15 protein-coding genes are annotated in these 20,090 nt (G+C 62.3%); 9 read left to right on the top strand and 6 right to left on the bottom strand.

All coding sequences use genetic code 11. The features are described 5' to 3' along the window. Positions 1 to 969, bottom strand: coding sequence for an MBL fold metallo-hydrolase (locus tag ACYHH6_RS21300; protein WP_352586750.1), 969 nt, complete (start codon positions 967 to 969; stop codon positions 1 to 3). A 154-nt stretch (positions 970 to 1,123) separates the two neighbouring features. Between ACYHH6_RS21300 and ACYHH6_RS21305 the strand changes: the two genes are divergently transcribed. Next, a complete protein-coding gene (locus tag ACYHH6_RS21305) occupies positions 1,124 to 2,008 on the top strand; it encodes a LysR family transcriptional regulator (RefSeq protein ID WP_352586752.1) in 885 nt (294 codons plus the stop codon). Between the two features lie 181 nt (positions 2,009 to 2,189). Here the strand turns inward: ACYHH6_RS21305 and ACYHH6_RS21310 are convergent, their stop codons facing one another. After that, positions 2,190 to 5,963: a vitamin B12-dependent ribonucleotide reductase gene (locus ACYHH6_RS21310; protein ID WP_352586753.1), complete on the bottom strand. Its 3,774-nt coding sequence runs from the start codon at positions 5,961 to 5,963 to the stop codon at positions 2,190 to 2,192. Between the two features lie 578 nt (positions 5,964 to 6,541). On the opposite strand from ACYHH6_RS21310, the gene ACYHH6_RS21315 reads away from it, so the two are divergent. Next, positions 6,542 to 6,670: a hypothetical protein gene (locus tag ACYHH6_RS21315; protein ID WP_352586755.1), complete on the top strand. Its 129-nt coding sequence runs from the start codon at positions 6,542 to 6,544 to the stop codon at positions 6,668 to 6,670. Between the two features lie 106 nt (positions 6,671 to 6,776). After that, positions 6,777 to 8,150, top strand: a complete 1,374-nt coding sequence (gene gltX, locus ACYHH6_RS21320; protein WP_352586757.1) for a glutamate--tRNA ligase — start codon at positions 6,777 to 6,779, stop codon at positions 8,148 to 8,150. Here gltX and ACYHH6_RS21325 read toward each other — a convergent pair. Beyond that, positions 8,068 to 9,273, bottom strand: a complete 1,206-nt coding sequence (locus ACYHH6_RS21325; RefSeq protein ID WP_352586759.1) for a DUF2865 domain-containing protein — start codon at positions 9,271 to 9,273, stop codon at positions 8,068 to 8,070. The genes gltX and ACYHH6_RS21325 overlap by 83 nt on opposite strands. A gap of 211 nt (positions 9,274 to 9,484) precedes the next feature. Here ACYHH6_RS21325 and ACYHH6_RS21330 point away from each other — a divergent pair, with 211 nt between their 5' ends. Continuing rightward, positions 9,485 to 10,102, top strand: coding sequence for a DUF1287 domain-containing protein (locus ACYHH6_RS21330; RefSeq protein ID WP_352586761.1), 618 nt, complete (start codon positions 9,485 to 9,487; stop codon positions 10,100 to 10,102). 5 nt (positions 10,103 to 10,107) lie between these two features. Here the strand turns inward: ACYHH6_RS21330 and ACYHH6_RS21335 are convergent, their stop codons facing one another. Beyond that, positions 10,108 to 12,432 (bottom strand): NADP-dependent malic enzyme, encoded by a 2,325-nt coding sequence (locus ACYHH6_RS21335; protein WP_352586763.1) that lies wholly within the window; start codon positions 12,430 to 12,432, stop codon positions 10,108 to 10,110. Positions 12,433 to 12,607: 175 nt separating this feature from the next. Further along, positions 12,608 to 13,387, bottom strand: a complete 780-nt coding sequence (locus ACYHH6_RS21340; RefSeq protein WP_352586765.1) for an SDR family oxidoreductase — start codon at positions 13,385 to 13,387, stop codon at positions 12,608 to 12,610. Positions 13,388 to 13,506: 119 nt separating this feature from the next. Between ACYHH6_RS21340 and ACYHH6_RS21345 the strand changes: the two genes are divergently transcribed. Further along, positions 13,507 to 14,322: a UDP-2,3-diacylglucosamine diphosphatase gene (locus ACYHH6_RS21345; RefSeq protein WP_435053342.1), complete on the top strand. Its 816-nt coding sequence runs from the start codon at positions 13,507 to 13,509 to the stop codon at positions 14,320 to 14,322. Positions 14,323 to 14,425: 103 nt separating this feature from the next. Then, positions 14,426 to 15,640, top strand: coding sequence for an MFS transporter (locus tag ACYHH6_RS21350; protein WP_203279326.1), 1,215 nt, complete (start codon positions 14,426 to 14,428; stop codon positions 15,638 to 15,640). Here the strand turns inward: ACYHH6_RS21350 and dgcA are convergent. Next, positions 15,611 to 16,594, bottom strand: a complete 984-nt coding sequence (dgcA, locus tag ACYHH6_RS21355; protein ID WP_352586767.1) for an N-acetyl-D-Glu racemase DgcA — start codon at positions 16,592 to 16,594, stop codon at positions 15,611 to 15,613. The genes ACYHH6_RS21350 and dgcA overlap by 30 nt on opposite strands. Positions 16,595 to 16,671: 77 nt before the next feature. Between dgcA and ACYHH6_RS21360 the strand changes: the two genes are divergently transcribed. Genes ACYHH6_RS21360 through ACYHH6_RS21370 form a run of 3 tightly spaced genes read left to right on the top strand, consistent with a single transcriptional unit; the run spans position 16,672 to position 20,061 of the window. Further along, on the top strand, positions 16,672 to 17,859 hold the full coding sequence (locus ACYHH6_RS21360) for an MlaE family ABC transporter permease (protein WP_352586769.1): 1,188 nt from the start codon (positions 16,672 to 16,674) through the stop codon (positions 17,857 to 17,859). Position 17,860: 1 nt separating this feature from the next. Beyond that, a complete protein-coding gene (locus tag ACYHH6_RS21365) occupies positions 17,861 to 18,673 on the top strand; it encodes an ABC transporter ATP-binding protein (RefSeq protein ID WP_352586771.1) in 813 nt (270 codons plus the stop codon). 14 nt (positions 18,674 to 18,687) lie between these two features. Continuing rightward, positions 18,688 to 20,061 carry an MlaD family protein gene (locus ACYHH6_RS21370; protein ID WP_352586773.1) on the top strand — a complete coding sequence of 458 codons (1,374 nt, stop codon included), beginning with the start codon at positions 18,688 to 18,690 and terminating at the stop codon, positions 20,059 to 20,061. The last annotated feature ends 29 nt before the right edge of the window (positions 20,062 to 20,090 follow it).

Consider the following 20,090-nt stretch of genomic DNA (forward strand, 5'->3'; position numbering starts at 1 on the left):
TCAGAGAACTGTCTTCAAGGGTTCGGGAATGTAGCGGAAGCCTTCGCCGTGCTTCACGACATGGCCAAGGCCAGGCCAGGGAAAATGGTATCCCATCATCCGCGTACGGTCAGATGTCAGCATGTCGAGCATTCGAATGCGCGTTGCGGCTGCCTGCTTGGCGTCCGTATCAAAGACGAATGTCCCGCGAGGATCTTCTAGCAGCAGAACTGAGTGATGCGCGAGATCGGCGGCGTAGCAGAAGGTTTCGGAGCCGGAGGTAATCATGAACATGGAATGTCCTACAGTGTGCCCCGGCGCCGCAAGTGCCTGGACGCCAGGCAGGAATTCCTGGCCATCCTTGTAAAAGGCGATCCGGTCGCGCAAAGGCAATAGGTTTCGGCGGGCAGTTTCGATAAGCGGCTTGAGTTGAGAGCCGAGCTTCACTTCGTCGGTCCAGAAGTCCAGGTCGGCTGAGCTGATATAAATTTGGGCGTTCGAAAACACCGCCTGCCCATTGATGTCGACGAGACCACCGCAATGGTCGGGGTGAGCGTGGCTGATCACCACGGCATCGATATCGCTGGGCGCGATGCCAGCCTTCACCAACGTTGAGCCTAACTTGCCGGGAAGCGGCCCAAAGCTTTTAGAAGCTCCGACCCCGGTATCAAAGACGATGAGTTTGTCTCCTGTGTTGAGAACGAGGACGTTCTGCTCGAGGACGATGTCATCGAACGGCAAGAAATTACTCTGCAGGAGCTTGGTGATCTCTCCCGGTGGAAACCCGTTGAAGCTGGCTGCGGGTTTACCCATCGGTAGAGGTCCATCTGAGACGACCGTCGCCTCGATCGCGCCAATCATGAAACGATGGAAGGCCGGTGCTTGGGTGCCGAGAAGAGGCGCCCGTGCAGCAGCGCGGTTCGTGAGCAATGCACTGCCGATTCCCGCCGCACCCAGCCTCAAAAGTGATCGTCTATCCAATGTCGACATCTCAGGTCTCCGATTTCGTTGTTCTATTTGAGTGTGACCGGCCTGATATCGGTTGGAACGTTTTGTCAGGCGCGGATCCGCCTGAATATTGATCCGATAGTGTTTTGGAGATAAATAGCACAATACGCCACTTACTCGTAACGAATGGTTTGCAATGGATCGCTTGTCCAGCATGGCTGTTTTCGTAAAGGCCGTCGAAGCCGGCTCGTTCGCCGCGGCAGCTGACGCACTCGACCTATCTGCCCCTATGGTCGGAAAACATGTCAAAATGCTCGAGGACCATCTGGGCGTCCGTCTTATTAACCGTACGACGCGCCGTCAGAGTCTCACCGAAACCGGGCAGTGCTTCTACGAGCGTTGCAAGACAGTGTTGATGGAGGTCGAAGCCGCAGAGGCATGCGCGGCAGAAAGCCGTGCGATGCCGCGCGGCCGGCTGCGTGTGAATGCACCCGTGACTTTCGGCGCTCATTGTCTCGCGCCAATCCTGCCTGAGTATCTGCGCGCCTATCCCGAGGTGTCGGTCGATCTCAGCTTGAACGATCGCATCGTGGACCTTGTCGAGGAGGGCTACGATGCGGTCATCAGGGTCGGGGTCTTGTCGGACTCGACTTTGATCGCGCGTCCTCTGGCGCCTTATCGCTTGGTCGCTTGCGCCGCGCCGAGCTATCTGACTGAACGCGGCACGCCATCGTCACCCATGGATCTTAGTGATCACGAATGCCTTGGATTCGTTCATTGGGCGCCGCGCGGTTCTTGGGAATTCAAAGATGCAAATGGTGCCACGAAAACGGCAGCGATTGCTGCCCGATTGACCACAAACAGCGGTCAAGCCCTCCGCGCGGCGGCACTTGCGGGCTTTGGGATTATCCTGCAGCCATTCGCGCTGGTGGCTGCGGACCTCGAAGCCGGACGGCTGGTCCAACTGCTGCGCGACTACGACCCGCCGTCGCGGCCCATGCATATTCTATTTGCGCCCGACGAGCGGCCTGGCCCAAAGCTCCGCAGCTTTGTCGATTTTATGGTGCAGCGCTTCGGATGAAATGACGAAGGCATCAACCAGCCGCTGCGGCGGCTGAAATCCAAACGGAAGGGCGGGCCTTTTAACACGTCAATCCGATCTCACCCTTCTGCGACCCTCACGATCATATTCGTCCCGCTTGATCGCGACCCTCAAAACATTTCGGCCCGATCTTGCGACCGGGCCGATGTTTCAGAATTTCTCAGCTGCACCCGCTCGTCGCGCCGCAAGTATCGCACTTCTCGCACGTCCCGTTCCGCACCATGGTAAAGTTCTGGCACTCGGAGCAGGAATTGCCGGTGTAGCCCTGGAGCAGCGACTTGGCGCGGCGGTCGGCGGCGAGCTTTTTCGCCTCGGCCGCTTCATTGGCTGCGGCGTCGGTGAAGAGTGCTGTGGTGGCATCGATGGAAGCCGCGTCCTCCTCGAAGGCGATGTCCTCGGCCAATTCCTTGGCCCGCTCCTCATAGTCGCGCTTGTAGGCGACGGCCTCGTCGCTGGCAGGCTTCAGCGCCAGCACGTTGGAGCCGGAGAAGGCGGTGGGTGCCGAGCGGGCAGGGGTGCCGGCGCCGGCAAAGCCCTTCGGCTCGCTGCCGGTCACCCGTGACACCAGCTTCACCGGCGAGGCGCCACGGGTCAGGCCCTTGGAGACCGCGTCCGTCTTGCCTTCGCTGATGCCGCGCCCCAATGCCGTGTTGGAAAAGTCCGACTGGTCGACATGGGCGAGGTCGTTGCGGCCGAGATAGGAGATGGCGAGCTCGCGGAACACATAGTCGAGAATCGACGTCGCGCTCTTGATGGCGTCGTTGCCCTGCACCATGCCGGCCGGCTCGAACTTGGTGAAGGTGAAGGCATGCACATACTCGTCGAGCGGCACGCCGTACTGCAGGCCGAGCGAGATGGCGATGGCGAAGTTGTTGAGCAGGCCGCGCAGCGTTGCGCCTTCCTTGTTCATGTCGATGAAGATCTCGCCGAGGCGGCCATCGTCATATTCGCCGGTGCGCAGGAAGATGGTGTTGCCACCGATCTTGGCCTTCTGCGTGTAGCCTTTGCGGCGTCCAGGCAGCTTCTCCTGCTCGCGCGACACGCGCTCGATGATGCGCTCGACGATCCGCTCGGTGATCTGCGCCGCGCGCGCCGCCGCCGGTGCCGCGATCAGCTGCTCGACCGCATCGTCCTCGTCATCCTCGCCATCGGCGAGCAGCGAAGAGTTCAGCGGCTGCGACAGCTTCGAGCCGTCGCGATAGAGCGCGTTGGCCTTCAGCGCCAGCTTCCACGACAGCATGTAGGCGCCCTTGGCGTCTTCCACCGTCGCATCGTTGGGCATGTTGATGGTCTTGGAGATGGCGCCGGAGATGAAGGGCTGAGCGGCCGCCATCATCTGGATGTGGCTGTTGATCGAAAGCGAACGCTTGCCGATCTTGCCGCACGGGCTGGCGCAGTCGAACACTGCGAGGTGCTCGGCCTTGAGGAAGGGGGCGCCTTCCAGCGTCATCGCACCGCAGACATGGATGTTGGCGGCTTCGATGTCCTTCCTGGAGAAGCCCAGCGCCGGCAGCATCTCGAACGAGAAGTCGTTGAGCTGCTCGTCGGTGAAGCCAAAGGTCTCCTTCACCCAGTCGGCGCCGAGCGTCCACTGGTTGAAGACGAACTTGATGTCGAAGGCCGACTTCAGCGCCGCATTGAGCGCGGCGATCTTGTCGTCGGTAAAGCCCTTCGCCTTGAGCGAGCCGGGGTTGACCGCCGGCGCCTGGTTCATGTTGCCGTGACCGACCGCATAGGCCTCGATCTCGGCGATCTGGCTCTCGGAGTAGCCCAGCGTGCGCAGCGCTTCCGGCACGGCGCGGTTGATGATCTTGAAATAGCCGCCGCCGGCGAGCTTCTTGAACTTCACCAGCGCGAAGTCGGGCTCGATGCCGGTGGTGTCGCAATCCATGACCAGACCGATCGTGCCGGTCGGCGCAATCACGGTTGCCTGCGCATTGCGGTAGCCATGCTCCTCGCCGAGCTCGATGGCACGGTCCCAGGCGGCCTTGGCATGCGTGGCCAGATCCTGCTGCTTGAGGTCGGAAGCGACCAGCGGCACCGGATTGACGGCGAGCTTCTCATAGCCGCCCTTTTCGCCGTAGGCGGCGCGGCGATGGTTGCGCATGACGCGCAGCATGTTCTGGGCGTTGCGGTCGTAGTCGGCAAAGGCGCCGAGTTCACCGGCCATCTCGGCCGAGGTGGCATAGGCGACGCCGGTCATGATGGCGGTGAGCGCGGCGCAAATGGCGCGGCCCTCGTCCGAGTCATAGGGAATGCCAGACGTCATCAGCAGGCCGCCAATGTTGGCGTAGCCGAGGCCGAGCGTGCGGTATTCGTAGGACTGCTTGGCGATCTCCTTCGACGGGAACTGTGCCATCATGACCGAGATTTCAAGAACGACGGTCCACAGCCGCACCGTGTGCTCGTAGGCAGCGATGTCGATCGTGCCGTCGGCATTGCGGTAAGGGAGCAGATTGATCGAGGCGAGGTTACAGGCCGTGTCGTCGAGGAACATGTATTCCGAGCACGGGTTGGAGGCCCGGATCGCACCGGCGGAAGCGCAGGTGTGCCAGTCATTCATCGTCGTGTTGAAATGCAGGCCCGGGTCAGCCGACGCCCAGGCGGCGTAGCCGATCTTTTCCCAGAGGTCGCGTGCCTTGAGCGTCTTCAAGACCTTGCCGTCCTTGCGGGCGGTCAGGTGCCAGTCGGCATCGTCCTCGACGGCGCGCAGGAAATTGTCCTTCAGTGACACCGAATTGTTGGAGTTCTGGCCGGAGACGGTCAGGTAGGCATCCGAATCCCAGTCGGTGTCGTAGGTCTTGAACGACATCGACGTGTAGCCCTGCTTGGCGAACTGGATGACGCGGTAGATGTAGTTCTCCGGCACCGCAGACTTCTTGGCCGCCTTGATCTCGCGCTTCAGCGCGGAGTTGAGCGCCGGGTCGAAGCAATCGTCGGCATTGCCTTCGCAATTGATGCAAGCTTTCATGATCGCTTCGAGATGCTTCTTGACGATCTTGGAGCCGGTCACCAGCGAGGCGACCTTCTGCTCTTCATTGACCTTCCAGTCGATGAATTCCTCGATATCGGGGTGGTCGGCGTCGACGATGACCATTTTTGCGGCGCGACGCGTCGTGCCGCCCGACTTGATGGCGCCCGCCGCGCGGTCGCCGATCTTGAGGAAACTCATCAGGCCGGACGAGCGGCCGCCGCCAGACAGCTTTTCGCCTTCGCCGCGCAGCAGCGAGAAGTTCGAGCCGGTGCCCGAGCCATATTTGAACAGGCGCGCTTCACGCACCCACAGGTCCATGATGCCGCCCTCGTTGACGAGATCGTCCTGCACGCCCTGGATGAAGCAGGCATGCGGCTGCGGATGCTCGTAGGAGGATTTCGACTTGGTCAGCTTGCCGGTGAACGGGTCGACATAATAGTGGCCCTGGCTCGGACCATCGATGCCGTACGCCCAGTGCAGGCCGGTGTTGAACCATTGCGGCGAGTTCGGCGCCACGCGCTGGGTGGCCAGCATGTAGGCAAGCTCGTCGCGGAAGGCGAGAGCGTCGTCTTCCGACTTGAAGTAGCCGCCCTTGTAGCCCCAGTAGGTCCAGGTGCCGGCCAGCCGGTCAAAGACCTGGCGGGCGTCGATCTCGGAACCGTAGCGCTCGGCTTCCGGCAGCTTCGCCAGTTCGGCCTCATCGGCGACAGAGCGCCACAGGAAGGAGGGGACGTCGTTCTCCTCGACCTTCTTCAGGCGCGCAGGCACGCCGGCCTTGCGGAAATACTTCTGCGCCAGAATGTCGGCGGCAACCTGCGAGAACTGCGCCGGCACATCGATATTGTCCAAGCGGAACACCACCGAGCCATCCGGATTCTTGATCTCCGAAAGCGCCTTGCGGAATTCGATCTCCGAGTAGGCTGATTGTCCTGGCTTGGTGAAGCGACGCTCGATGCGCATTGGTCCGGTCCCTTTGTGTCTATATATAGCGCTTTTCCCCAGGGATTTCTGCCCCACAAGCCGAAAAACGCAGTCCGCCATTTGCCGGCATTGCGAGCAACGCCGGCACTCTCCTTTTCGCAAGTGCCGGCATGCAGACAGCAATACGCCTTCCCCAGCGTATGCCCGGGCTGCAGACCGACCCTTGCGGGTCCTCAACTGAAACTTTGATCGATTCCCTCGTTCGAGGGAGGTTCACACTATCTAGCGTCGAGACTGCCTGCAAACACTAAATATAGTGTTAACAGATGATTTTTTCCAGTCCGACAATTCTCCCTTTCGTCACCCCAAGCCCCACGGTCCCAACGCTTCCGCCAGCCTCGTAAACAGGCGGAAATCTGGGCAAAAACGCACAAAATCCGGGAAAAAAGACCGGGCTCGAAACTCTCCGGTCGCGCCCTCAACAAGAGCACATGGCACATAAAAGGCGACTCGGTTTGCGTCGTCAAGGATTCGTTTACGTAGCTTTTGTGACCCCAACATCTTGTGTGTCACATATGTGGATAACGGGGACAGAAAACCGCACGGGCAGAATTCGCTTGGCGACGATCTCGATCGTCGTGCCCGGCCTGAAGCTCAGGCAGAAAGACCCCGATCTGACCGCTCTGGTCAGGCAAAGCGCCAGCCGCATCGAGACGCGCCTGGGCTGGCGTCGCGGCGAGGGGTAAGCGCCGGGGTTCTTAGCCTTTTCATTTTAGCTGGCGTGCATTATGTCTTGCGCGTCGCGCGGGGGCGCGTCTTGTCAATTCTGAGAGCATCCGTTACGCCCCGCCCATGACAGTTACCGTCCGTTTTGCCCCCTCACCAACCGGCCGCATTCATATCGGCAACGCCCGCACCGCCTTGTTCAACTGGCTGTTTGCCATGAACAACAAGGGCCGTTTCATCCAGCGCTTCGACGACACCGACATTGCCCGCTCGAAGCAGGAATTTTCAGACGCCATCCTCTACGACCTGCACTGGCTGGGGATTTTCCCCGACGCCACCGAGTACCAGTCGCGACGCTTCGAGGCATATGATGCGGCGGTTGAACGGCTGCAGGCGGACGGCGTGCTTTATCCCTGCTACGAAACCCCTGAGGAGCTCGACCTGCGCCGCAAGGTGCGCCGCACGCGCGGCCTGCCGCCGGTCTATGGCCGCGAGGCGCTGACGCTTTCACAGCAACAGATCGCCGAGTATCGGTCGGATGGCCGCCGGCCGCACTGGCGCTTCCTGCTGCCCAACTTCACCAGCGACCCGCTGCAGCCGGAACGCACCGAAGTGCACTGGAACGATCTGGTGCGCGGTGAGGAGACCGTTGATCTGGCCTCGCTGTCCGATCCGGTACTGCGGCGCGAGGACGGCACCTATCTCTACACGCTGCCTTCGGTTGTCGACGACATCGAGATGGGCGTCAGCCACGTCATCCGCGGCGACGACCACGTCACCAATACCGGCGTGCAGATCGCGCTGTTCAAGGCGCTGGGCGCCGAGCCGCCGGTCTTCGGCCACCACAATCTGTTGACCACGGCATCGGGCGAGGGTCTGTCGAAGCGCAGCGGTGCGCTGTCGATCGAAAGCCTGCGCGAAGACGGCATTGAACCCATGGCGGTCGCTTCGCTCGCCGTGCTTGTCGGCACGTCGGAAAATGTTGCGGCCATGCACGACATGCCGGCACTGGCCGAGCGCTTCGACCCTGCCGCAACGTCGAAATCGGCCGCAAAATTCGATCCGGACGAGCTGTTCGTGCTCAATCGCGCGCTCATGCACCACATGCCATTCGCCGAGGCGCAGGACCGGCTGATGGTGCTCGGTATCTCCGGCGACAAGGCCGAGCCATTCTGGCTGGCTGTGCGCGGCAATATCGACCGGCTGAGCGATGCGGTCGGCTGGTGGCGTATCCTTGCCGACGGACCGCAGCCCGCGCCGGAGTTTTCCGACGAGGATCGCGACTTCCTGCAGCAGGCCTTCGACCTCTTGCCGGAAGAGCCATGGACCGGCGCGGTGTGGAAGGACTGGACGGCCAGGATCAGGGAAGCCAGCGGCCGCAAGGGCAAGGCGCTGTTCATGCCGCTGAGGCTAGCGCTTACCGGACTTGCTTCCGGGCCGGAGCTTGCAGATCTATTGCCGCTGCTGGGTCGGGAAGGAACGCTGGCCCGACGACCCTGACCTTGCGCTGGTCCGGCGGGATCAGCGATACCGGCGACACCACGGGCTTGACGGCAAGGCGCTTGATGGCGTCGCGGTCGAGCCCGCCTTGCATGTTGGCCAGTGTCTCCGGATCCGCGCCCGGATCGGGCTTTGCCGCCGGCAGCGGAATGAAGGGCGTCGTCTCAACATCAGGCTGCGATTGCTCGGGCGGTGGCGGGTTGCCGCCGATGATCTCGAAATTTCCAGCCTGCGCATTGCAGCCGCAGGCCGGCGGCCGCGACATGTTGGGCTGTTTGTAGAGATAGGCCGTTGGCAATTCGCTGTAGGGCCTGCCGGTTACCGACGACGTCATATTGGCCGAATCGTCATCCATGCCGCTTGAATAGAACACCTGCATCTCGGTGCCGGGGCAGCTCGATTCGCAGTTCTTCTGGTCGCGCTCGAAATCGCCGAGCGAGGCCGAATTCGACATCGGGAAGAAATAGCCGTCGCAGGTGCGCACGCAGCTCGTATGGAACTCGCCGCCGACCGCCGGGAAATCCGGAACGCCGGGCTGGTTGAGCACGCGGCGCACATTGCGCTCCTCGCCGGGATCGTCGGGCTCGTCGAGTGTGTCGACCTGCCGGTTGCCGCCGAAAAGCTGGTCGAACAGGTTGCCGTCGTCCGGTTCGCGGCTGGCTTCCTGCACCGGCTCCTGCCGTCGCGGCGCAACCGGCTCGTCGCGGCAGCCATTGGCGTCGAGCGCGGCCAGGATGCGGCCGCGGTCGCGCCTCGAGTCGCCGCTGGCAAGCTGAGCGCGCTTGGCTTGCAGCGCGTCGAGATTGGCGTTCATGCGATCGATGGATCTGTTCAGCGCAGCACATTGGCTAACGTTGCGTGAAAACAACGAAAACCCGCAATTCGCATCGCTCGCACGACTGCGCACCTTTGACAGTTGTTCGAGCTGGCGGGCGATGGCATTGTCATATTTCCGCACCATGCCGGACTTGCCGCCGCCATTCGATGAAGAAGCAAGCTCAGCTTCCAACTGCCGGCAGACGCGCGAAGAAGCGGCTTGCGGTTCAGTGGTGGCGACGGCCGACAGCACAAGCGCGCCAAGCAGCGCAGCCAAATGCATCAGCTTCCACCGTCCGCCCGTCATTGCCCGAAACCCCGCTTGCCTGCCTGTCGCGATGCTACTGGATTCGCGGTTAACCGTTCCCTCAATCTACAGCCAAAGATGGTCTTAGCCCATAGACGCGGTGCAAGAGGCGTTTGGATAAGGCGGCAACTGGGCGATCTCCGTCGCTGCATGAAAAAGGCGCAATCGACCGGAAAATAGGCTTCAATCAAGCACTGCCCGGGGACCTGGCATGACCGCGATTAGCCGTCGAACCGCACTGCAGTTCGGTCTGTTGTGCATGGCGGCGCCCGCCTTGGTGCAGGAGGCATCGGCCGCGCCGGACTGGCGCAGCAGATTGGTCGAAGCCGCGCGCAAGCAGATCGGCGTCACCACCTTCTACGACCCGACCTATGTCCGCCTCGACTATCCCGGCGGCGATGTCGCGCCGGATCGGGGCGTGTGCACCGATGTCATCGTGCGCGCCTATCGCCGCGCCTTCGGGCTCGACCTGCAGAAATTGGTGCACGAGGATATGGCCGCAAATTTCTCTGCCTATCCCAAAACCTGGGGCCTGAAAGCGACCGACCGCAACATCGACCACCGCCGGGTCGGCAACCTTGCCGCCTTTTTCGCGCGCAGGGGCGTTTCCTTGCCCGCCAGCGAGGACCTTGACGACTTTCAACCGGGCGATCTCGTCACCCAGATGCTGCCCGGCAACCTGCCGCACATCGTCATTGTCTCATCCGACCGTTCTGCGGACGTGCCGGAAAGGCCGATGGTCATCCACAATATCGGAGCGGGCGCCCGGCAGGAGGACACGCTGTTCGCCTTCAGGCAGACCGGGCATTACCGCTTTGCGCCTGCCTGAGGGGCTCAGCTGAAATCAACCACCGCCTGCGCCTTGTGCGCCGCCTCGACCACCGCCAGCGCCGTCATGTTGACGACGCCGCGCGAGGTCACCGACGGCGTCAGAATATGCGCCGGCTTGTCGGTGCCGAGCAGGATTGGGCCGACATGCAGCGCATCCATCATCGTCCTCAGCGCGCTGAGCGTGATGTTGGCGGAATCGAGGTTTGGGAACACCAGCAGATTGGCCTCGCCTTTCAGACGCGAATGCGGATAGACGCGCTGGCGCAGATGCTCCGACAGAGCGGTGTCGGCATGCATTTCGCCGTCGCATTGCAGGTCGGGCGCAACGCGCGCCAGGATTGCCGCCGCCTGCCGCATCTTCAGCGCGCTGGGTGAATCGCGCGAGCCGAAATCCGAATGCGACAACAGCGCTGCCTTGGGCTCGATGCCGAAGCGCTGGATTTCCTCCGCCGCCAGAATGGTCATTTCGGCGATCTCTTCCGCCGTCGGGTCGACCGAGACATGGGTGTCGGTCAGGAAGATGATGCCGCGCTGCGAGATCAGCATCGACAGCGTCGACAGATCGCGGTCCTTGACGCCGGGGCGCGCGCCGATGACCAGCGTCACATTGCGCAGATGCCGCTCGAAACGGCCTTCGAGACCGCAGACCATGGCATCGGCATCGCCGCGCTTCAGCGCCAGTGCCGCGATCACCGTATTGTCGGTGCGCACCATGGTGCGCGCGGCCTCCGTCGTCACCCCGCGGCGGCCGGCAAGTTCGATCAAAAGATCGACATAGTGGCGGTAGCGCGGATCGTCCTCCGGGTTGATCAGGCCGAAATCGACGCCCGGCTTGATGCGCAGGCCATAGCGCTTCAGCCTGACCTCGATGACATGCGGGCGGCCGATCAGGATCGGTTCGGCGATGCCTTCCTCCAGCACCACCTGGGCTGCACGAAGCACGCGCTCATCTTCGCCATCGGCGTAGATGACGCGCTTGGCGGTCGACGCCTTGGCCGAGGAAAACACCGGCTTCATCACCAAGCCGGAGCGGAAGACGAAGCGGTTGAGCTGGTCGATATAGGCGGCGAAGTCGGTGATCGGCCTTGTCGCGACGCCGGTATCGCAGGCGGCTTTTGCCACTGCCGGCGCGATGCGCAGGATCAGGCGCGGGTCGAAGGGCGAGGGGATCAGGAAATCCGGCCCGAAGATCGGCGTCTCGCCGGAGTAGGCGCGCGCCGCAACGTCGGACGGCTCTTCGCGGGCAAGCGCGGCGATCGCCCTGACCGCTGCCATTTTCATCTCCTCGTTGATGGCGCTGGCGCCGCAGTCCAGCGCGCCGCGGAAGATGTAAGGAAAGCACAGTACGTTGTTGACCTGATTGGGAAAATCGGAGCGGCCGGTGCAGATCATCGCGTCCGGCCGGGCCGCGCGCGCCGCCTCCGGCATGATCTCGGGATTGGGGTTGGCCAGCGCCAGGATCAGCGGCTTCGGCGCCATATGTGCAAGCAGTTCCGGCTTCAGCACGCCGGCGGCCGACAGGCCGAGGAAGACGTCAGCGCCCGGGATCACGTCCGCCAGCGTGCGCGCCTCGGTATCCTTCACATAGGGGTCTTTCCAGCGGTCCATCTCGTCGGTGCGGCCCTTGTAGGCGACGCCGAAACGGTCGGTGACCCAGATGTTTTCGACCTTGGCGCCGAGCGAGACCAGAAGGTTGAGGCAGGCGAGCGCCGCAGCACCCGCGCCGGAGGTGACGATCTTGATGTCCGAAATGGTCTTGCCGGCGAACTCCAGCCCGTTGAGCACGGCGGCGGCGACGATGATGGCGGTGCCATGCTGGTCGTCGTGGAACACCGGTATGCCCATGCGGGCCTTCAGCTGCGCCTCGACCTCAAAACATTCCGGCGCCTTGATGTCCTCGAGGTTGATGCCGCCGAAGGTCGGTTCCAGCGCCGAGATCGTCTCGACCATGCGCTCGATGCCGGGCGCGTCGATCTCGATGTCGAAGACGTCGATCCCGGCGAATTTCTTGAACAGCACCGCCTTGCCTTCCATTACCGGCTTGGAGGCCAGCGGGCCGATATTGCCGAGGCCGAGCACGGCCGAGCCGTTGGAGACAACGCCGACCAGATTGGCGCGCGCCGTATAGTCGGCGGCGGTCGCCGGATTGTCGCGGATTTCAAGGCAGGGCGCGGCGACACCCGGTGAATAGGCCAGCGCCAGGTCGCGCTGGTTGCCGAGCGGCTTGGTTGCCTGGATTTCGAGCTTTCCCGGTCTTGGATGCTTGTGGAAGTAGAGGGCGGCTTCGTCGAGGTCCGAACGTGCCGTTTTCTTGTTCTCGCCTTCCATGCGGCCGCTCCCTCGAAACTGCTTTGACGAGTCTTTTAGCATGCGGCCAAGGTTTGTCGCGACGCTAAATGACGCGTCGTCAGCTTTCTGCCGCGGCGCGTCGAAAGTCCCGTTGCATCAGATGCTTATGCCGATTTCATCGCGAATGACTCCTGCTGTTTCGCAGGCGCGTCGATCAAAAGGCGCTGACATAGAGGCCGCCATCGACCGGGATGTTCTGGCCGGTGAGATAGCCGGCATGAACCGAGCACAGGAAGGCGCAGATCTGGCCGAACTCTTCCGGCGTGCCGAGCCGCTTGGCCGGGACGTCGGCGCTGATGCGGGTCTTGCGCGCCGCGGCAGCGGCCGGGTCTTCCGTCGTGCCGGCTTCGTGCGGGTCACGCAGCCGGTCGGTGTCGTGCTTGCCCGGCAGCAAATTGTTGATCGTCACGTTGCGGTCGACCACCGTCCTCGCCACGCCGGCAAGGAACGAGGTCAGACCGGCGCGCGCGCCGGACGACAGATCAAGGCCGGGGATCGGCACATAGACCGACAGCGAGGTGATGTTGACGACGCGGCCGAAGCCACGCGCTGCCATTCCGTCGATGACTGCCTGGACCAGTTCGACCGGTGTCACCATGTTCTGGGTGACGCCTTCGAGGATCTTCTCGCGGTCGAGTTCGCGGAAATCGCGACGCGGCGGACCGCCATTGTTGTTGACCAGGATGTCCGGGTTGGGGCAGGCGGCAAGCAACGCCTTCTGCACCTCCGGCTTCGACACGTCGCCGACGATTTCGGTCACCTTGACCCCGAATCTTTCGCGCAGCTCGGCCGCGGTCCTGGCCAGTTGTTCGGCATTGCGGCCGTTGACGACGAGATCGCAACCGGCCTCGGCCAGCGCCATGGCGCAGCCACGGCCAAGCCCCTTGCTCGATGCGCAGACAATGGCCTTCTTGCCCCTGATACCGAGATCCATGCCGATTTCTCCGTTGATTGGCGCGGCAGGCTAGTACTTTGGCTGGCCCAATCGCAACCGTCATACGGTTGTTGCATGAATCGGGGCATAGCCTGCGCGAAAGCAACGGTAACGATCTGATGTCCAGCACAGAAACCCGCACTTTCCGCAGTATGTTCATTTCCGACCTGCATCTCGGATCGAAGGCGGCCAAGGCCGAGTTCCTGATCGATTTCCTGCGGTATCACGACGCCGATATCATCTATCTCGTCGGCGACATCGTCGACGGCTGGAGGCTGCGGCGCAGCTGGCATTGGCCGCAAAGCCACAATGACGTTATCCAGAAACTGCTGCGCAAGGCGCGCAAGGGCACCTCGATCACTTACATCGCCGGCAATCACGACGAGTTCGCGCGCCAATTCCAGGGCGTGCATTTCGGCGGCATCGTCGTTGCCGACCGCGCCATCCACGAAACCGCCGACGGCCGGCGTCTGCTGGTCATCCATGGCGACCAGTTCGACACCGTCGTCCACAATCAGCGCTGGCTGGCCTATCTCGGCGACTACGCCTATGACGCGGCCATGATGGTCAATCGCGTGGTGACCAAGCTTCGCCATCTGCTCGGCCTTCCCTACTGGTCGTTCTCGTCCTGGGCAAAGGGAAGGGTCAAGAGGGCGGTCAATTTCATCGGCTCGTTCCAGACCGTGCTCTCCGACGAGGCGCGCCGCTCGCATGTCGACGGCGTCATCTGCGGTCACATCCATCATGCCGTAATCGAGAATTACGGCGATGTGCAGTACATCAACACCGGCGACTGGGTGGAGAGCTGCACGGCTGTGGTCGAGCATTTCGATGGCCGGATGGAGATCATCAACTGGGCGAAAATCCTGCCCGAAGCGCCGGACGAGCCCTTCATCCCGATGCTGATCGACGACAGGGTCGTCGAAGCGGCGTGAACCCCTGTTAATCGGTTAGTCCAGGCAGTTTCGACTCGCATTGCCTCATGTTAAGGGATCGATCTGCGTTGCAGCCCTTTGTGCAGCGTAATTGGATCGATTCATGTCGCTGCCGCCACTGTCTCCCGAACAACTCGTCAAGCCGCGCCATTTCGAACTGCGCATGAGCCTGATCTTCGCGACACTCTTCGTGTCGCTGGGAACGCATCTGCCGTATTTCCCGCTCTGGCTGCAGGCTCAGGGTTTTCATGCCGAGCAGATCGCCATCATCCTGGCGGCGCCGATGTTTTTGCGCGTCGTGACGACGCCGCTGCTCACCGCGCTTGCCGACCGCGCGAAGGACAGGGCCGATGTCTATATCGCGCTGGTGGCCGCGACCATGGTGCTCTCCGCTGGCTATTTCCTTAAGCCGACCTACGCCATGGTGCTGGCCGTTTCGCTTGCGCTGACGGTGGTGTGGACGCCGCATTCGCCAATTGCCGATTCATTGGCGCTGTCGGGCGTGCGCCGCTTCGGCTCCAACTACACCGCCATGCGCAAATGGGGCTCGATCTCCTATCTCTGCGCCAATGCCGCGGGCGGTTTCATCCTGTACTGGACAAGTGTGCAGGCCGTGCCAGTGATCATTTTCGTCTCGCTTGCGGCCGCACTCGTCGCCGGGCTGCTGGCACCCCGCCTTGGCCGCCCACGCCGGGCCTCGCCGCTGTCCGCCACCGACATCCAGCATTCGGCGCCCAGCCTTCTCAATCCGTACTTCCTCTATTTCACCCTCGGTGTCGGCATCATCACCGCCAGCCATGCCTTCCTCTACGGCTTTGTCTCCATCTACTGGAAGTCGATCGGCATCAGCGGCTCCGTCATTGGCCTGCTGTGGGCCTGGGGCGTCGTAGCCGAAGTCTGCATGTTTTTGTTTTTCAATCGTATTTTCGCCTCCGTATCGGTCGTCAAGGTGATGCTGATTGCCGGCATCGGCTCCATCGTGCGCTGGATCGCCTTTCCGCTGATCTGGCCGCTCGGGCTTGGCGTTATTGGCTTCTTCGGCGTCCAGACCTTGCATTCGGTGTCGGTGGCGATGGTGCTGATCGGCCTGCAGAAGATGATCGGCGAGACCGTTTCGGAAGAGCGCACGGGCGCCGCGCAGGGCATCGCCTATTTCTTCAACGGCTTCTTCATGGCAGCGGTGACGCTGGCTTCCGGCCCGCTTTACGAGCGCTACGGCGTTGACGGCTTCCTGGCGATGATCCCGATCGCCATCATCGGCCTGGCGCTGATCGGGCTCGCCGCGCGTTCAGCCCCACAGCATCCTGTCAGGCGGTAAGACGAGCGACCCCTCGTAGACGAGCCCGGGCTGCCGGTCGCGCGCCAAAAGCAGCGGACCGTCGAGATCGACGAACTCGGCGCCTTGCGCCAAAAGCACCGCCGGGGCCATCGCTAGCGAGGTGCCGACCATGCAGCCGACCATCACCTCAAAACCCAGTTCGCGAGCGCGGTCGCGCAGGGTAAGCGCAGCAGTCAGGCCGCCGGATTTGTCGAGCTTGATGTTGACGGCGTCATAGAGGCCGACAAGGGCTTCGAGGTCCTTCGCCTCGTGCACGCTTTCATCTGCGCAGATCGGCACGGGATGCGCGATGTGGCGCAGGCGTGCGTCACGCCCGGCCGGCAGCGGTTGCTCGATCAACGCGATGCCATGCTCGGCCGCAAAAGCGAAATTCGCGACGATGTTATCATCGGTCCAGCCTTCATTGGCGTCGAGGATGATGCGGCTGTCGGGCGCCGCTTCGGTCACGGCGCGGATGCGGGCCATGTCGTTGTCGCCGCCAATCTTGACCTTGAGCAGCGGCCGCCCGGCATTGGCGCGGGCTTGCGCGGCCATCGCCTCCGGCTCGCCCAAAGACAGCGTGTAGGCTGTTTCCAGCGCCGACAAAGGCCCAGCGTGGATGGCGTCCGCCACCGCCATGCCGCTCATCTTCGCCTCCAGGTCCCACAAGGCGCAGTCGATGGCGTTGCGGGCAGCACCCGCCGGCATCACATCAAGCAACGCGGTCCGGCTGATGCCGTCTTCTATCTGCCGGCGCATCGCCTGGATGGCGTCGCGCACGCCATCCATGGTCTCGCCATAGCGCTTGTAGGGGACGCATTCGCCCCATCCGCGATTGTCTCCATCGCTGATAGTGCAGGTGATGACTTCGGCTTCGGTCTTCGATCCGCGTGAGATGGTGAAGGTGCCGGCGATGGGAAAACGCTCGGCCTCAACCGAAATGACACGCGTCATAATTTTCTGCTCCGGCTATGCAACATCAGCCTGTCGGCAAATCGACAGGTACGACCCGTCAGGCTAAACAGGACGCCATGTTGACCATCGGCAAACGCGACGCAAGCGGCAACGCCGCCAAGGAGGCCGACCACCAGCCCCGCGTCGCGGTCGGCGAGGAGGGCGGCGTCCTCGGTTGCGCTTTCTCCGGAATTTGGACGACATCGACAGTGGCGCTGATCGACGCCGAGATGCGCAAGATCGAACAGCGCAAGGGCTTTCAGACGCTGGCGTTGGACCTTTCTCATATCGAGAAGATAGATACGGCCGGGGCCTGGCTGATCGACCGCTTGGTCAGCGTCTTCGAGAAGAAGGGCGTCGAGATCAAGATGCAGGGGCAAAGCGATGTCGCCTCGATCCTGCTCGGCGCCGTCGGCGAAGCCGTCCGGCGCGAGCCCGAATCGGGTCGTATCCGGCGCCCTAACATCATCCTCCGCGGGCTGGAAGCAGTCGGCCGCCGCGTCTATGAGATGCGCGACGATTTCCTCGCCTCGATGAACATCCTGGGCGCCACCATCGGCGGCGCGCAGATGAAGCTCGGGCGCGGCCATGCCATCAACCCGGCGGCGATCTTCAACCAGATCGATCGCATGGGTGTCGGCGCCATACCGGTGGTGGTGCTGATGTCGGCCATTGTCGGCGCCATCGTCGCCCAGCAGGGCGCCTACCAGCTCAACTATTTCGGCGCAAACATCTTCGTTGTCGACCTGGTCGGCGTGCTGATCCTGCGCGAACTCGGCGTGCTGATGACCGCAATCATGATCGCCGGCCGCTCCGGCAGCGCCATCACCGCCGAGATCGGCTCGATGAAGATGCGCGAGGAGGTCGACGCGCTGAAGGTCATCGGTCTCAATCCGATCGGCGTGCTGGTGTTTCCGCGCCTGGTGGCGCTGGTGATCGCGCTGCCCTGTCTCACCATTATCGCCAATTTTGCAGCCCTTGGCGGCGGCATCATCGCTGCCTGGCTCTATTCCGGCATTGCGCCATCCGCTTTCATCGACCGGCTGCGCGGCGCGATCGATATCAGCACCATATTCGCCGGCCTGATCAAGGCGCCGTTCATGGCCATGATCATCGGCACCATTGCGTCCGTCGAAGGCATGAAAGTCGGCGGCAGCGCCGAATCGCTGGGGCTGCACGTCACCGCCTCGGTGGTGAAGTCGATCTTCGTCGTCATCATCCTCGATGGCCTTTTTGCCATCTTCTACGCCTCGATCGAGTTCTGACATGAAGAACTCAAAGGCGATCAAGGCTGCGCAAAGAACGGACGAGGGCGATATCGTGCTCTCCGTTCGTGACATCACGGTTTCCCTGGACGACAAACTGATCCTCGACAAACTGGCGCTCGACATCAAGCGCGGCGAGATCCTCGGTTTCGTCGGCGCCTCGGGCGCCGGCAAATCGGTGCTGCTGCGCACCATTCTCGGCCTGCTGCACAAGCAGGCTGGCACGATCAAGCTGTTTGGTCTCGACCTCGACAAGGCCAGCGACATCGAGCGGTTGCGCATCGACATGCGGCTTGGCGTGCTTTTCCAGCATGGAGCGCTGTTTTCGGCGCTCACAGTGCAGGAAAACGTGCAGGTGCCGATGCGTGAATATCTCGATTTGCCGAAGAAGCTGATGGACGAGCTGGCCTTGCTCAAGATCGAACTGGTCGGCCTGCCGCCGGACGCGGCGCAAAAATTTCCCTCGGAGCTTTCGGGCGGCATGATCAAGCGCGCCGCCCTGGCGCGTGCACTGGCGCTCGACCCCGACATCGTCTTCCTCGACGAGCCGACGTCCGGCCTTGACCCGATCAGCGCGTCCGAGTTCGACGAATTGGTGGTCAAGCTGCGCGATACGATGGACCTGACGGTCTACATGGTGACACACGATCTCGACACGCTGTTTACCGCTTGCGATCGGGTGGCGGTGCTCGGCAACAAGAAAATCCTGGTCGAAGGCACGATCGATGACATGCTGAAGAGCGAGGAGCCGTGGGTAAAATCCTATTTCCGCGGAAAACGCGCCCGGCAACTTGATCTTGCGGCGCGCGCATAGCCATAAGTGGGGCAATGGAAACCAGAGCCAACTACGTAATTGTCGGCGTTTTTACCCTGGCTGCGATCCTGGCGGCCTTCGCGTTCGTCTATTGGACCGCTCAGATCGGCGATCGGGGCGAGACGGCGCAGTTGCGCGTGCGCATTCAGGGTTCGGCCTCAGGCCTCGGCCCCGGCAGTCTGGTGTTGTTCAACGGCGTCAAGGTCGGTGTGGTCAAGCGTGTCTATTTCGACCGCAATGACCCGAATGCCGCTATTGCCACGACTGAGATCGACAAGACAACGCCGCTTACCAAATCGACGCAGGCCGATATCGGCATCGCCAGCCTTGCCGGCCAGGTCAACATCGAATTGAAGGGCGCCAACCCCAAGGAACCGAACCTGCTTGAAGAGGCGGAAAAGGAAGGCAGAACCGCTGAGATCGTCGCTAACCCCTCTGCCGTCAACAATCTTTTGCAGACGGCGCAGAACATCTTCAGCCGTGCCGATAGGGTGCTTTCGGATCTCGAAGGTTTCACCAAGGATGTGCGCGGGCCGCTGACACAGACCGTCAAGAACGCCCAGACATTCTCCGATGCGCTGGCCAAGAATGCCGACGGCATCGACAAGTTCCTGACCGCCGTCAGCGCGCTGTCGGACGAGTTGAAGGATGTTTCCGGCAAGCTCGACGGCACGCTGAAGGCCGCCGAAGGCCTGCTCAATGCCGTCGACAAGGACAAGATCAAGAGCATCGTCGCCAATGTGGACACTGTGACGGGCAACCTTAAGGAAACGTCGAAGCAGCTCGACGGCGTGATCAGGAACGTCGATACCGCTGTCGGCTCGGTCAACGATTTCGCCAAGCGGACGCAAGGCACGCTGGCCAAGGTGGACAATGTGCTCGACGGCATCGATCCGGCGCAGGTGCGCGTAGCACTGGCCAACATCCAGAAGGCCAGCGAAAATGCCAACCAGGCCGCCGCCGACATCGCCAAGGTGACTGACAAGTTCGCCGACCGGGCCGACGACATCGACGAGACGATCAAGGACGCCAAACAGCTTGCGTCGCGCCTCAACGATGCCTCGGTGCGCGTTGACGGCATCCTGAAAAGGGTCGACACGCTGCTCGGTTCGGGCCAGGCCGACGGCGTGATGGCCGATGCCAGGGACACGCTGAAATCGTTCAAGCAGGTCGCCGACACGCTGAACGCGCGGCTTGGCACCATCACCGACAATCTGGCGCGATTCTCCGGCCAGGGCCTGTCGAATGTCGAAGCGCTGGTCCAGGACAGCCGGCGTTCGATCAGCCGCATCGAAGAGGCGGTGACCGATCTTAGCCGCAATCCGCAGCGCATCCTGACGGGTGGCGACGGCGAGGTTCGGCAGTTCGATGGCAGGGCGCGGCGTTGACTTCCGTGCCCGCCCACCGCAAGAAGTTG

The organism is Mesorhizobium sp. P171375, assembly GCF_057786075.1.